The following is a 12,605-nucleotide window of genomic DNA, read 5'->3' as shown; positions in this document are numbered from 1 at the left end:
AAGATTAAGACGGCTATCTCAACTCTCTGATTGCATCGCGGGTTGTTACCGCGTCAGAAGTCGTACCTGCAGCTGTTGTTGTCACCGAGTTGACGATATCGAGGAACTTCAGCAATTCAACGGAATCAGAGTTCGAAATATAGATGACATCCTTGTCTCTCATGACAAACTGCTGAGCAACAAACAAACCTGACGGATCTTTCAGGCTTACACGTAGAATAGTCGGCACCATTTCGCCGGTGAACGCCTGAACGTTTGCGCCCATCTTTTGGAGCGTTGATTTCTCGACGAAGCGATAGAGCATAACCTGGGCTGGATCTGCGCGATCGTCGCGCAATCCACCAGCTTTTGCCAACCCTTCACCCAATGTCAAATTAGAATCTGCGAAGTCAAACCTGCCACTTGCACCGGCTGCACCGAAGGCGAGGAAGGTCCGGCGTTCGTGGTTTGCAAACACAGTATCTTCAGGCGCAAGGAAGATGTTCTCCCTCGGGTTATCAAGCAAGGTCTGATAGGAAACGGTAGCCGTTTTGCCACGACGCTGAAGAGTGACATTCGTCTCGATGGCCGGCGTAGAAAGGCCACCAGCCTCGGAAATCGCGTCAAGGATACGATCTCCTGCCGGTGTTAATTCGAGTTTTGTAGGCTGATTGACATCACCCAGAACAGCCACCAAACTCGATTTTCTTGACACCGTAGAAAGAACGACCTGGGGCTCAATAGCACGATTTGCAAGCAGATCTTCGATGTTCCGTTCAACTTGCTCTTTCAGCTGCCCCGCGGCTCTGACCCTCCCGGCATATGGCACGCTAATTGTACCATTGCGATCGATCGTTTGATTTGGAAGCGTAATGTAGTTTCCAGGACGGCTTCCCGCATCAGCAGGAACGAAGAGACCACCTGCCTGCGATTCGAAGATCGATACCTGGACGACGTCACCGAAACCGAGTGGGATATCTGGTGCCCCACCGTTTCCTCCGCCAAAGCTGTCTCGTATCGAGGTCTTCTTCTCTTCCTCAAAAAATGGAAGGCTAAATTTCGTCAAATCTACGAGAGCGTAGTCGGTTCCTACCTGCTTTTTTTGCCCTCCAGAGACACGGACTGTCGCCTGTGCTTCGATTGCACGATCGTCGGGGCCAGAACGCGGGAGCGTACAGCCAGAAATCGTAGCAAGTGCGATTACGGAAGCGCCAACCCGGCTAAAATGCATAAAGTTCATTGTGTCCCCAACTGACGCAATATGTCGTCACTTAATCCAGTAGCATGAGTATTGCTAAACTCTAGCCGCTTGATAACTCTTTCATTTAATGTTGCTAAGCAGCAACAAATCTTAATCAACCAAGTCAATTCAAGTAGGGCATTGATCACCCGTAGAATACAAAAGCCTGCTTTTTTCCGCCGAATGGCGCCCAAAACTATTCTTGTCGGCATTAGTACAGACCGAAATCAGGGCTGCGAAAACGACGGCGCAGAAACTCGCTATACCCGGTGTTTGAAGGGAGAAATCGACAAGCGAATGCGAAACGAGCAACAAGAGTATCGACGCGCCCAAAACCCCATAGGGGCCGCGACGCGTAGATGATAACCCTGCCCGAACAAAAGCAAATGCTAGCGCAGCGATACAAACTGCGGCAATGACAACGAACCCAATTCCAGCCTCGAAAAAGCCCTCAAGAAAGAAATTATGAGCGTGGTTCCAAACCCCGACGATGCCACACGCCGGATCACGGAAGGTCGGAAATAGGCTCTGGAAGCTGCCAAAACCGTAACCGGAAACCCAATTTGATAACCCGGCAGCAAATATCGAAGGTGCCACACAAAACCTGGAATCCTCGAAGCCCCTCTCGAGCATTCTGACGAAAACACGATCTCCGAGGATAGCTATCACCAGGCATACCACGATTGTGGCCGAGGCCACTCCGAGCACATTTCGCCAATTCACATGTGAAGGAGCTTTCAACCGTATGCTGCGCAACGAGAGTATGCCGCAAAGCAGAAGCAACGCGAAAAATGTCGCCCCAACCCCTCCACGTGACTTTGTAAGAACCAAGGACGTCAATACGACCAGAATCGTTGCTGCCAATGCGACGACCTTCAAGCTGAGCAGAGATCGAAATGGATCAGTTACTCTACGATTGATGCCTTGCTCTCGCGTACGGTTTAGGTTCTGCCATGACAGGAACACGAGTAATACAAGTGTGACACCGAGGAACGTGGCTGCACTATTCCGGTTCACGAAACTACCGGTGAGACTATCGATGTAAGCGGTTTTGGGACCTAGCATTAACATCGTTGGCCAGAAGATGAACTGGATTATTCCAACTGATGCCACGACAGTGCCCAAGAACGCAGCGGAAACGAGCCACTTCTTTGCGCCTTTAGTCGTTGCGCAAAGGTGCAAGCCAACCATGAAGGTTAGCAATGGGTACGTTATCGCCAGAAGCGTGATTTTGCTATCACCGGGCACGGCACTCAGAGCACCTGCGGCCCAGAACCCCGGCTGATCGATCAACCCTGCGAAAGTTTGGAGACCGGGCGGTGAATAAGACTGCAGAAATCCTGATATCAAGACGCATCCGAGCGTACCGGCGGTAATCATGTAATACGGGAGTAGGTGTTTAGGCACGTCTGATACCAGAGACGTTGCTATGCCGACAAAACACATACACATCGACGCAACGATAAGCGGCGGTGTGGAAGTCGATCCGAAGAGCAATACCGACATAGCAACTGTAGTCAAATAGACCCCAGTGATGCCCGTCTTTGCGTAGTCGATCACTATAGCCTTGTTGAAAGAACGCTTCGACAACAGTGTGCTTGACGAGTCATATCGGCCCTGAAAACTCATCTTTTTACGTCTTTCAAAATAAATAAATCGAACGAACTAAAAAATAAAAATCTCTCAAATAATACGGTCGCTTGATTACTCGATTCTTAGTACGCACTCAAAGCTGAAACTTTGATTCTTGTCCGCTGTGGCAGATGCCGCAACAAAACGAACCTTAAAACGACAATACGCTAGCGCGCGTTAGAATTGCACGGTCAGTCAGCGTAAAAAACGAGCACAAAGTAACACAACCCATAATCGAGCAATTCCTAATTCAATTGCCAATATTATAATTTCAAAATCATTAAAAGCGGCAGACAGCGACAAAAAACGTTGTGCCATTATCGGCGAGTTCCAACTCGCATAGCACATTCTCGAACGCAAATCACCTCTAATGGGCTATCTAAATTTTGACTGCACGCGACACTCATTTCCAAGGGGTGCGCACTCAAACAATCTTTGGTTGATTTGTATCGCACTCAGATATGCACGACGCCCAGTTAATGTTCGTTTGCACACGAAGACTTCAATGAACGCTTAGAATTGCGCCAAATTCACTGGCATACGGAGTCCGTGGTGCGAGCAGGCTGTCGAACCACTAAGTCGATATTCTGGTTCAATTTCCCAGCATAGCTTCGGCACTGCTCGCTTCGAGCGGTCTGCTGAAATAATATCCCTGCCCGAACGGGCATCCTGCGTTTCGCAGAAACATTGCCTGCTCTTCCGTTTCGATCCCTTCAGCGATCACATCAATATCCAGCGAGCTGGCGAGCTGGATCATGATCGAGACAATTGCGCTGTCCTTGGACTGGTGCGGCAAGTTTGTCAGAAACGATCGATCGATTTTTATGCACGACAAAGGGAATGTTTTCAGCATGCCAAGGCATGAGTAGCCCATTCCGAAATCATCAAGCGCGAGACTGACACCCATATCCTTGATGGCACGCATGATCCTGACGGATGCATCGACGTCCTGGATGATCAGTGTTTCGGTGATTTCAATTTCAAGCGACGATGGATCAAGACCGGTCTCGTCGAGCGCATCCCTGATTTTTGCCACAAGCCCGCTCTGGAACTGCCGAGGCGAGACATTGACCGCCATTTTTACCGGAGCAAGCCCCAATTGACGCCACAACTGCGCCTGTCGGCACGCTTTTTTCAGCACCAACTCGCCGAGCTCGACGATGAGGCCGGTTTCCTCTGCAAGGTCGATGAACTCGCCGGGACCGAGCAGCCCTTCGGATGGATGCTGCCAGCGCACCAGCGCTTCCACGCCGAAGATTTCACCTGTATCGAGATTGACCTGTGGCTGATAGTGGAGAACAAACTGATCGGATTCGAGTGCTGCGCGCAGTTCTTCGATACGCGTGAATTTCTTGCGTAGATCCTCCGCCATTTTGGGGGAGAACGTTACGATGCTGTCGCGACCAGCATGTTTTGCGCCGTACATGGCAAGATCAGCAGCAGCGACAATTTCTGCAGTTGTCTCGCCATGCTCTGGAAAGAGCGCCATACCCACACTGCAGGTTACCTTCATATCGTAGTTTCCAACACGAACGGGCTTGGAAACAGCAGACCTTATCTCTTCGAGCCTCGGTTCGAACCCATCTTGCTGGCATTCGAGTACGATGACAAATTCGTCGCCGCCAACACGCACAACGAGATCGCCGCGCTGCAGGACACGAGCAATACGTTCGGCTGTTTTCGCCAACAGCTCGTCGCCCAGACTGTGGCCGAGTGTATCGTTGATCTGTTTGAAATTATCGAGGTCCAGGAACCCAATCCCGACTGCCTTCGATGCTTTCGATGCACCTTCGAGGATTTCGGGGAGTTTCGTATCCAGAAATCGGCGGTTGGGCAGGCGCGTCAGCATATCGTGGTCGGCAAGGAACAGAATCTGTGCCGCGGCACGCTTTCTATCAATCGCGAGCCCTGCCATGCGTCCCGCGGCTGCTACAAACTCGACAAGACCAGCATCCGGGTTACGGTCAGGCAGCTTACACCAGACAAAACCGTGTGGCGCACCGTCGCTCGCAGGAATTTCGGAACCGAAGACGGATCCTTCGCTTGGGACGGTGATACCGTATGGCTGGTCAACAACCGAGATTGTATCGACAATATCTCTCGAGATCGTGCTTGTTTCAGAGGTGTAGAGCGTACGCTCGCCTGGTGCGGCATCATAGACCCGCACAACGCAATTGAGCCCCGATGCCAGACTTTCGATGGCTTCAACAAACTCAGCCAGAAAGTGGTCGATATCGGTCGCGGCAACGATCATTTGCAAAATGCGCGCCTGCGCCTGCAAAAGGCGTTCTGATGCTTTCTTTTCGGTAATATCGCGAGAAGCACCGACAACACCAACGACATTTCCGTTCGTATCTCGCAAAGGCACCCGCGACATCATCAGCCAGCGATCGACCCCGCCGCGCATCGCACGCTGCTCGAAGCCGAGATCCGGCTCACCGGTACGCATGACGCGTTCTTCCGTGTCCGGGATCAACGCAAGACTTGCGGCTTCGCCGTGGATGTCGACATCGGTCAAACCGATAAGTTCTTCGACAGAAGAAAATCCGTTGTTTGTGACGACGGCCCGATTGGCGAACAGGAAGCGCCCTTCCCTGTCCTTTGCATAGATCAGGTCCGGCACGTGATCGATCATGGCTTCAAGCAGTGCATGGCGACCGGAAACTTTTGTCACGCGCTCGGCCGTCACTGGTCCAGAGCTATTGGCATCCACGATAGCGTCTTCACGCCGTGAAACCGACGCCTGATCATCCAAGGTTGATTTCACATCACTGGAACTCACACGCTCCGCCTCACCGCTCACATCATATGGGCCGGATAGTAAGAATACAGGTATTATGTAAATGTGAACAGGCGCTACCAGTTTACGCCTCGAAGGGCGCAAATATTTATAGTTGCAGCGGATTATTGGGCAACAAATGCGCGAAGCGCGGCAGGAGATTTTCCTGCCGCGACCCGTTTGTTAAAGAACCGGTGTGGGGATCGGCTTACCCGCAAAATGGGCGTCGAGGTTGGCAAGAACGAGATCCGCCATTGCACGACGCGTCTGATGTGTTCCGCTACCGACATGGGGAGCAAGCACAAGGTTTTCGAACGCAAAAAGGGCCTCTGGTACGCGAGGCTCATCCTCGAACACATCAAGAGCTGCGCCACCGATGACGCCGTTCTTAAGAGCGTCAACAAGTGCTGCTTCGTCCACCAGAGAGCCACGTGCTACATTCACGAGGGTTCCCTGCGGACCAAGTGCCTTCAGGACACCGGCATTGACGATGTGGCGCGTGTCGGCGGTTGCGGCAGCAGCAATCACCAGTACGTCGCAGTTGGCCGCGAGTTCCTCGATTGTCGCATGGTATTCGTAGGCGACATCTCGCTTGTTTCTGGCGGTGTAGGAAATGCGTGCATCAAAGCCTTCAAGGCGTGTTGCAATCGCCTGACCGATACGACCAAGACCGAAGATGCCGTAACGGCGTCCAGTGACACGCGTTGAAAGACCCATATCGCCTTTCAACCATGCACCAGTACGGACATGCTGATCCGCACGTGGGAGCTGGCGAGCCTGTGCGAGAATAAGACCGAGTGCCAGGTCAGCAACGTCGGCGGTCAAAACATCCGGCGTATTCGAGACATGGTAACCACGGCGCTTTGCTTCTTTGAGATCAACCTTGTCGAAACCGACGCCGTTGATCGAAACAATCTCGAGGTTTGGCAGGCCGGCGCCAATATCTGCCGGCAGACCGATATGGCCGCCGGTGACGACACCACGGATCGCGGCACCTTTGTCAGCGAGGTATGCCGCTTTGTCTTCCGCTTCGAAGTAGCGATGAACGGTGAAGCGATCAGCGAGCTCCTTCTCCAGGGCCGGGATCAGCGGGCACAATTGCAAAATTTCGGTTGTCATCAGTCTTCCTTTTGCGCCGATGTTACTTCACATCGGCCTTTACGAATTGCCGGAGCTCCGGCGTTTGCGGATTGGCAAAGAGTTCGGCGGAGGGCCCCTGCTCCCAGATCGTGCCCTTGTGCATGAAGATGGTCTGAGTTGCGACGCGACGGGCAAACGCCATTTCATGGGTAACGAGGATCATCGTCATGCCATCCTTGGCGAGGTTTTCCATGACCGTCAGAACTTCTTCCGTCAGCTCTGGATCGAGCGCGGATGTGACCTCATCAAAGAGCATCACCTTGGGACGCATGGCGAGCGACCTTGCGATCGCAACGCGCTGCTGCTGACCACCCGACAACTGGTCCGGATAGGAATCGAACTTCTCCGAAAGGCCAACAAGCTGCAGCACTTCGCGGGCGATCGTCTGTGTTTCCGATTTCGCGACATCCTTGACGATGCGGGGGGCGAGCATGATGTTTTCGCCAACCGTGAGATGCGGGAAGAGATTGTAGCTCTGGAACACGATCCCGACGTCAGTGCGCAACTTGCGAAGTGCCTTGGCGTCCTCGCCAAGTGCGTGACCTGCGATTTCAATGCGGCCGGAATTGATTTTTTCCAAACCGTTCATGCAGCGCAGGAGCGTACTTTTCCCAGAGCCCGAACGGCCGATCAGAGCAAAGACCTCACCGCGACCGACAGAGAGCGAAACACCCTTGAGCACTTCGAGCGCACCGAAGCTCTTGTGAACGTTTTCAACGATTACTTCCGGCATGAAGCCTCCTTTCCAGCCAACGAGAGAGCTGGGACAACGGGTAGCAGACGATGAAATAAAGAACCGCAACGGCGACGAAGACGCGGAAGGGCTGGAACGTAGCGTTGTTGATCAACTGCCCAGCTCTTGCCAATTCGACGAAACCGATAATCGATGCGATTGACGTATTCTTGACGACCTGGACGGCAAAGCCGACGGTCGGGGGTAAGGAGATACGCATGGCCTGCGGAAGGATGACGTATCGGTACTGCTGTGCCCTTGTGAGCGCCAGCGATTCCGAGGCCTCCCATTGTTGCTTTGGCACTGCCTGGATGCAGCCACGCCAGATCTCTGCAAGGTAGCCCGAGGCATAAACCGTCATGGATGCGCCAGCCGCAATCAGGGGTGGCAACTCAAATCCTGCAAGGCTCAGCCCGTAGTAGGACAAGAACAGGATCATCAGCACCGGAATGCCCTGAATGATCTGGATGTAGGTACCGGCGGCAAAGCGTAGAGCCTTGATATCGGACGTACGGGCAAGAGCAATCAGGAAGCCGACAATGCCTCCACCGACAAGTGCAAGGATCGTCAAGAGTACGGTCCATTGCAGGGCGGTCAGGAGGAATCCGAATTCGCTGAGACCGAAAGTTCTAAGTGTCATGACTGCACCTCCGGCAAAGCGGTCATCGTCCTTCGGGCAACACGGCGGCCAAACAGCCACATGCCAACAAGGGCAAGGACAAGCCGCAGGCAAAGAGCGAGCGCGAGATAGATGAGTGTGACGACGATGTAGACTTCGAAGGAACGGTAGGTCTGCGATTCCACGAAGGCCGCAGCGGCTGCAAGTTCATGGGTCGAAATCGCCGAGCAGATGCTGGATGCCAGCATCATCAGGACAAACTGACTACAAAGCGACGGATAGACCTTGGCGATCGCCGGAACCATGATGACATGGCGGTAGATCTGGAATTTTGTGAAACCCAGAGCCTCACCTGCCTCGATCTGCGACTTGTGGACAGCCTCGATGCCGGCCCGGATAATCTCGGTTGAATAGGCAGCGAGGTTGATCGTCATGCCGATCAGGGCAGCCGTGTCAGCACCGACACGAAACCCTAGCCCCGGCAGGCCGAAATAGACGATAAAGAGCTGCACCAGGAAAGGTGTATTGCGAATGATCTCGACGTAGGCGTCCACAAGTCCGCGGACGATACCGCCATTTATGGAGCGCAGTGAGGCCAGAAGAATACCAAATGCACAGCCGAGCACGATCGACAGGACCGACAGCTTGATCGTCAGCCATATGCCGTTCAGGAGCTCGTTTTGATATTGGGCGAGAGCGCCAAATTGAAACGTATAGGACATGCACCACTCCGTTGACATTTCCCGGCCCGCCGAAAGTTTTTATCCGGCGGGCACGCTGAAAGGCTCAATCAGAAGTTCGGCAGTTGCGGCATTGCGCGACCAGTCCACTTCATCGAAATACGGTCGAGGTCACCGGACATTTTCATGAGGTAGATGGACGTGTTGAGCCACTGACGAAGTTCGAAATCTTCGATTTTCGTGGCCATCGAATTGCCCTGCTGGAAGAAGGTAAATCCGACCTGCAGCCCGGCCTCAGGACGTTGCTTGATAATCGCTTCACCGACTGTCGATGGCAACGCGACCGCGTCAACCTGTCCGGCAAGGAGAGCCTGCGCGCTGGTGGAGTCGTCTTCGTAAACGACAACCTCGAGACCTTCGACATTAGCCTTGCGAAGAGCGGTTTCCTGAGACGAACCACGGTTCACCGAAACGCGCTTGCCCTTCAGGCTCTCCAGATTTTCGAACTTCTGATCCGGACCGGAAATAATATCCATGTTGAAGGCGCTGTAGGGCTGCGTGAACATGACGGTTTTCGCACGTTCACCGGTTGGAGCCAGTGTCGCCACCAGGAAATCGACCTTGCCCGTCTGGAGGGCCGGAATACGTGCCGGCGGCGTCAGCGGAACGAGTTCAACGGGTAGATTGAGGTATGTCCCGATGAGGTTGGCAACATCAACGTCATAACCGGACGGGTTCCCCTTCTCATCAACCATACCCATTGGCGGCGCGCCTGTCAGAACACCGATCTTCACCGAACCGCGCGACATGATATCGCTGATAGAGACGGCGTGCGCCGATGTCGTCGCAGCAAACGACGCGGCCGCAACACCAACTGCAATCGTGACGTTCTTCAAAAATCTCGAAATACTCATGGTTTCTCCTCCAACCCTGAAAGCCCCGTCCAACCATCGAACGGCGCCAAGAAAGACCGGCAAAATGTTCTCGATAACATCGAGGCTTCCTTCGCCATAAAACTCCTCCCAAGCGGACGAAAAGATGTGAAATAAGCGAATAATCCCCGATTTCAGCCCGTTTCCGACACGATATCGATTTTCCTCCGATCGACACCCTTCCCCGTTCTTGGCACGATGAATAATGCATGTTATCGGTATCATTGCAAGTACGAACTCAGCTATCACGCTCTGTTCAATTTTCGGGAGGAACCATGTACACGCGCTCAGCCATTTTCGAAGGCACAATTCACCCTGGACGAGAAGACGAGTTTTTCCGCATCGTGGAAGAGCGTCTTTTGCCGGTTTGGAAGAGGATGCCGAATGCACAGGCAGTCCGGGTTATGCGCACGCAGCGCACAGATCCCGATGCAGCACCGATCATCATGGTTCAGGAAATTGACTACCCCTCGATTGAGGCAGTCGAGGAGGCACTCGTGTCCCCGGTCAGACTGGAGGGCCGTGTCCTGACGGATGAGATGATGAGCATGTGTGACGGGCGGTTCTATCACCTCGTCTATAGCCGCGTCGCATAAAAACCGGTGCACGTCGCGTCTGCATATCCGACGTGACGTGCTTTCTCCCTTAGTCTTCGTGTATGTCTAGCCGAAAGCCGTTTGATATTCGGGAGACATGCCTTGGTGGAGCACACGCCCTTGGCCGCTGCGACAGTCGCATCCAAAAAAGCAACGATGAATGACGTCTCCAAACTTGCGGGCGTTTCGAAGATGACCGTGTCCCGCGTGCTTGGCGATCCCTCGCTCGTCTCTGAAGAGACCCGGCTGAAGGTGATGAAGGCCATTGAAAAGCTCGGATATGTCCCGGACCGGATTGCAGGTTCGCTTTCATCACGACGAACGAATTTCATCACCGCCATCCTGCCGACACTGACGAACTCAAACTTTGCTGACAGCGCACAGGGTCTTGCCAATGCCTTGCGCGCTGCAGATTACCAGTTGCTGATCGGTTACACGATGTACGACTTGCAGGAGGAGGAGCGCGTCATCAAGACAATGATGGAGCGTAGGCCAGACGCAATCGTTGTTGCTGGCACTGTCCATACAAAAGCCGCGAGTGAAGTTCTCGTGCGTGCGGGCATTCCGATCGTCGAAATATGGGAGGTGCCGGAGCACCCTATCGATCACGCTGTCGGCTTTTCCAACTACGAGGTTGGAAGAACGGCGGCCCGGCATCTCATGTCGCTCGGTTTTACCCGCATCGGTGCTTTAGGCTCAAGGGCAGACGGTGATGTCAAGGATTGGCGTGGTGAGGCGCGACTGCTTGGATTTGGAGCGGCATTGCGCGAGGCAGGCCTCTCAGACGAATTCATAACACGCGAGGGCCATGCACCGGTCTCTTACGACCACGGTGGCAAGACGCTCGGCGTCCTTCTCGAAAAGGCACCGGACATCGAGGCTGTTTTCGCGGTATCTGACATTTCTGCCGTTGGCGCACTCATGGAATGTCACCGACGAGGGATAGATGTACCCGGCAGAATTTCGATCCTCGGGTTCGGCGACTTCGATATCGGTAGACAGTGTTTTCCCGCGATCTCGACCATCCGCGTCGACGCCCAGATGATCGGTCGAAGGGCTGGGGAACTGCTTTTATCCATTCTGGAGCCAGAGAAAGATGCGACACCCCCGGAAAACGCCCGTATCGATGTTGGCTTCGAACTGATCATTCGGGATACAACCAAGCGCATTGCCGGTTGAGGTGCGCTCGCGGTCTGTCCATCTTGCCATAGACAGACCGCCACGCATCACGTGCGATTGGCGTATTAACGCGCACCCCATGTGTCGGTGAGACGGTAACCTTCCGGCCATGGATCGGAGGGGTCGAGCATGTGCTGGTGAATTCCTGTCACCCAGCCGCGGCCTGAAATCTCAGGCAGAACGGCCTTGCGATCACCGACCATCGTTTCGCCGAGAATGCGCCCGCTGAAGGTTGAGCCGATGACGGAGACGGCGGTCAGGGTCTCACCCTGCTTCATTTCCCCACGTGCGTGGAGCACGGCCATGCGTGCCGAAAGCGCAGTGCCTGTTGGCGAGCGGTCAACCTTGCCCGGTTGAATCGCAACCGCAGCTCCTGCCCTCAATCCTTCTGCAGTTCGCTCCACCCGACCTGCAAAGAGGCAAAACGAAAAATGCTTCCAGTCGGGGTTTTCCGGATGGCTGAAGCCAAGCGATTGGTTCGCGGCATTGGTGATGCGGACGCCGAGCCGGGCGATATCATGCGCCTCGTCAGGTTTGAGACTAAACCCCAGCGCCTCTGCATCCACGATTACGAAGCTGTCGCCGCCATAGGCTGTGTCGACAGTCAAGGTTCCAAGTCCCTCGACGTCAAGTTTCGCATCCAGCCGATCTGCAAAACTCGGCAGGTTCTGAACGAAGATCCGCTCTGCCTTACCATTTTTGCACTCGGCACGGACCCGGACAAGTCCGCCTGGTGCTTCAAGCACCATGTGTGTTTCTGGCTCCTGCATCGGCACAATCCCGCCATCGAGAAGCACGGTCGAGACACAGATCGAGTTCGACCCGGACATGGGCGGCGTATCTTCCGGTTCCATGATAATGAATGCGGCATCCGCATCGGGGTGCTTTGGCGGAACCAGAAGGTTGACATGGCGGAAGACGCCGCCGCGCGGCTCGTTCAACACGAAATTGCGCAGTGTCTGGTCACGGGCGATAAAACGGCTCTGCTCCCAAATGGTGTCACCAGGCGGCGGCAGAACGCCCCCAACGATGACATCACCCACTTCGCCTTCCGCATGAGCGGAGATCACGTGAACGGTTTTTATGCTTCGCATGA

General features: G+C 54.1%; 11 protein-coding genes. 2 read left to right on the top strand and 9 right to left on the bottom strand.

From position 1 onward, the window contains the following. Positions 1-13 precede the first annotated feature (13 nt). The 8 genes from FY156_27110 to FY156_27075 form a co-directional block, all read right to left on the bottom strand. Positions 14-1,210, bottom strand: a complete 1,197-nt coding sequence (locus FY156_27110; GenBank protein ID UXS05271.1) for a polysaccharide export protein — start codon at positions 1,208-1,210, stop codon at positions 14-16. A gap of 138 nt (positions 1,211-1,348) precedes the next feature. After that, positions 1,349-2,848: an O-antigen ligase family protein gene (locus tag FY156_27105; protein UXS05099.1), complete on the bottom strand. Its 1,500-nt coding sequence runs from the start codon at positions 2,846-2,848 to the stop codon at positions 1,349-1,351. A 595-nt stretch (positions 2,849-3,443) separates the two neighbouring features. After that, a complete protein-coding gene (locus FY156_27100) occupies positions 3,444-5,486 on the bottom strand; it encodes an EAL domain-containing protein (GenBank protein ID UXS05270.1) in 2,043 nt (680 codons plus the stop codon). A gap of 327 nt (positions 5,487-5,813) precedes the next feature. After that, positions 5,814-6,749, bottom strand: coding sequence for a 2-hydroxyacid dehydrogenase (locus tag FY156_27095; protein ID UXS05098.1), 936 nt, complete (start codon positions 6,747-6,749; stop codon positions 5,814-5,816). A 22-nt stretch (positions 6,750-6,771) separates the two neighbouring features. Further along, positions 6,772-7,503 (bottom strand): amino acid ABC transporter ATP-binding protein, encoded by a 732-nt coding sequence (locus tag FY156_27090; protein ID UXS05097.1) that lies wholly within the window; start codon positions 7,501-7,503, stop codon positions 6,772-6,774. Next, positions 7,484-8,143, bottom strand: coding sequence for an amino acid ABC transporter permease (locus tag FY156_27085; protein ID UXS05096.1), 660 nt, complete (start codon positions 8,141-8,143; stop codon positions 7,484-7,486). Before FY156_27085 ends, FY156_27090 begins: the two co-directional genes overlap by 20 nt. Further along, positions 8,140-8,844: an amino acid ABC transporter permease gene (locus FY156_27080; GenBank protein UXS05095.1), complete on the bottom strand. Its 705-nt coding sequence runs from the start codon at positions 8,842-8,844 to the stop codon at positions 8,140-8,142. The genes FY156_27085 and FY156_27080 overlap by 4 nt, the downstream gene beginning before the upstream one ends. Before the next feature lie 68 nt (positions 8,845-8,912). Then, positions 8,913-9,716 (bottom strand): transporter substrate-binding domain-containing protein, encoded by an 804-nt coding sequence (locus FY156_27075; GenBank protein UXS05094.1) that lies wholly within the window; start codon positions 9,714-9,716, stop codon positions 8,913-8,915. A 293-nt stretch (positions 9,717-10,009) separates the two neighbouring features. Here FY156_27075 and FY156_27070 point away from each other — a divergent pair, with 293 nt between their 5' ends. Both FY156_27070 and FY156_27065 read left to right on the top strand, forming a co-directional pair. Continuing rightward, the gene (locus FY156_27070) at positions 10,010-10,330 is read left to right on the top strand and encodes a hypothetical protein (GenBank protein ID UXS05093.1); all 321 of its coding nucleotides are present in this window, start codon (positions 10,010-10,012) and stop codon (positions 10,328-10,330) included. Between the two features lie 156 nt (positions 10,331-10,486). Next, complete coding sequence (locus tag FY156_27065; GenBank protein ID UXS05269.1) at positions 10,487-11,509, top strand: LacI family DNA-binding transcriptional regulator; 1,023 nt, start codon at positions 10,487-10,489, stop codon at positions 11,507-11,509. A gap of 65 nt (positions 11,510-11,574) precedes the next feature. Here FY156_27065 and FY156_27060 read toward each other — a convergent pair whose 3' ends face one another. Beyond that, positions 11,575-12,603: a proline racemase family protein gene (locus tag FY156_27060; GenBank protein ID UXS05092.1), complete on the bottom strand. Its 1,029-nt coding sequence runs from the start codon at positions 12,601-12,603 to the stop codon at positions 11,575-11,577. Positions 12,604-12,605 lie beyond the last annotated feature (2 nt).

Origin of the sequence: Agrobacterium tumefaciens (assembly GCA_025559845.1) — a bacterium.
GTDB lineage: Bacteria > Pseudomonadota > Alphaproteobacteria > Rhizobiales > Rhizobiaceae > Agrobacterium.
Note: the sequence above shows the minus strand (reverse complement) of the source record. Positions and strands in the feature narration are given on the sequence as shown.

Bases quoted from the DNA above. Each gene is read 5' to 3' on its own strand.
- FY156_27100 (UXS05270.1), bottom strand. From the start codon at position 5,486: ATGATCGATCACGTGCCGGACCTGATCTATGCAAAGGACAGGGAAGGG.
- FY156_27110 (UXS05271.1), bottom strand. From the start codon at position 1,210: ATGCATTTTAGCCGGGTTGGCGCTTCCGTAATCGCACTTGCTACGATT.
- FY156_27085 (UXS05096.1), bottom strand. From the start codon at position 8,143: ATGACACTTAGAACTTTCGGTCTCAGCGAATTCGGATTCCTCCTGACC.
- FY156_27105 (UXS05099.1), bottom strand. From the start codon at position 2,848: ATGAGTTTTCAGGGCCGATATGACTCGTCAAGCACACTGTTGTCGAAG.
- FY156_27080 (UXS05095.1), bottom strand. From the start codon at position 8,844: ATGTCCTATACGTTTCAATTTGGCGCTCTCGCCCAATATCAAAACGAG.
- FY156_27070 (UXS05093.1), top strand. From the start codon at position 10,010: ATGTACACGCGCTCAGCCATTTTCGAAGGCACAATTCACCCTGGACGA.
- FY156_27075 (UXS05094.1), bottom strand. From the start codon at position 9,716: ATGAGTATTTCGAGATTTTTGAAGAACGTCACGATTGCAGTTGGTGTT.
- FY156_27060 (UXS05092.1), bottom strand. From the start codon at position 12,603: ATGCGAAGCATAAAAACCGTTCACGTGATCTCCGCTCATGCGGAAGGC.
- FY156_27090 (UXS05097.1), bottom strand. From the start codon at position 7,503: ATGCCGGAAGTAATCGTTGAAAACGTTCACAAGAGCTTCGGTGCGCTC.
- FY156_27095 (UXS05098.1), bottom strand. From the start codon at position 6,749: ATGACAACCGAAATTTTGCAATTGTGCCCGCTGATCCCGGCCCTGGAG.
- FY156_27065 (UXS05269.1), top strand. From the start codon at position 10,487: ATGAATGACGTCTCCAAACTTGCGGGCGTTTCGAAGATGACCGTGTCC.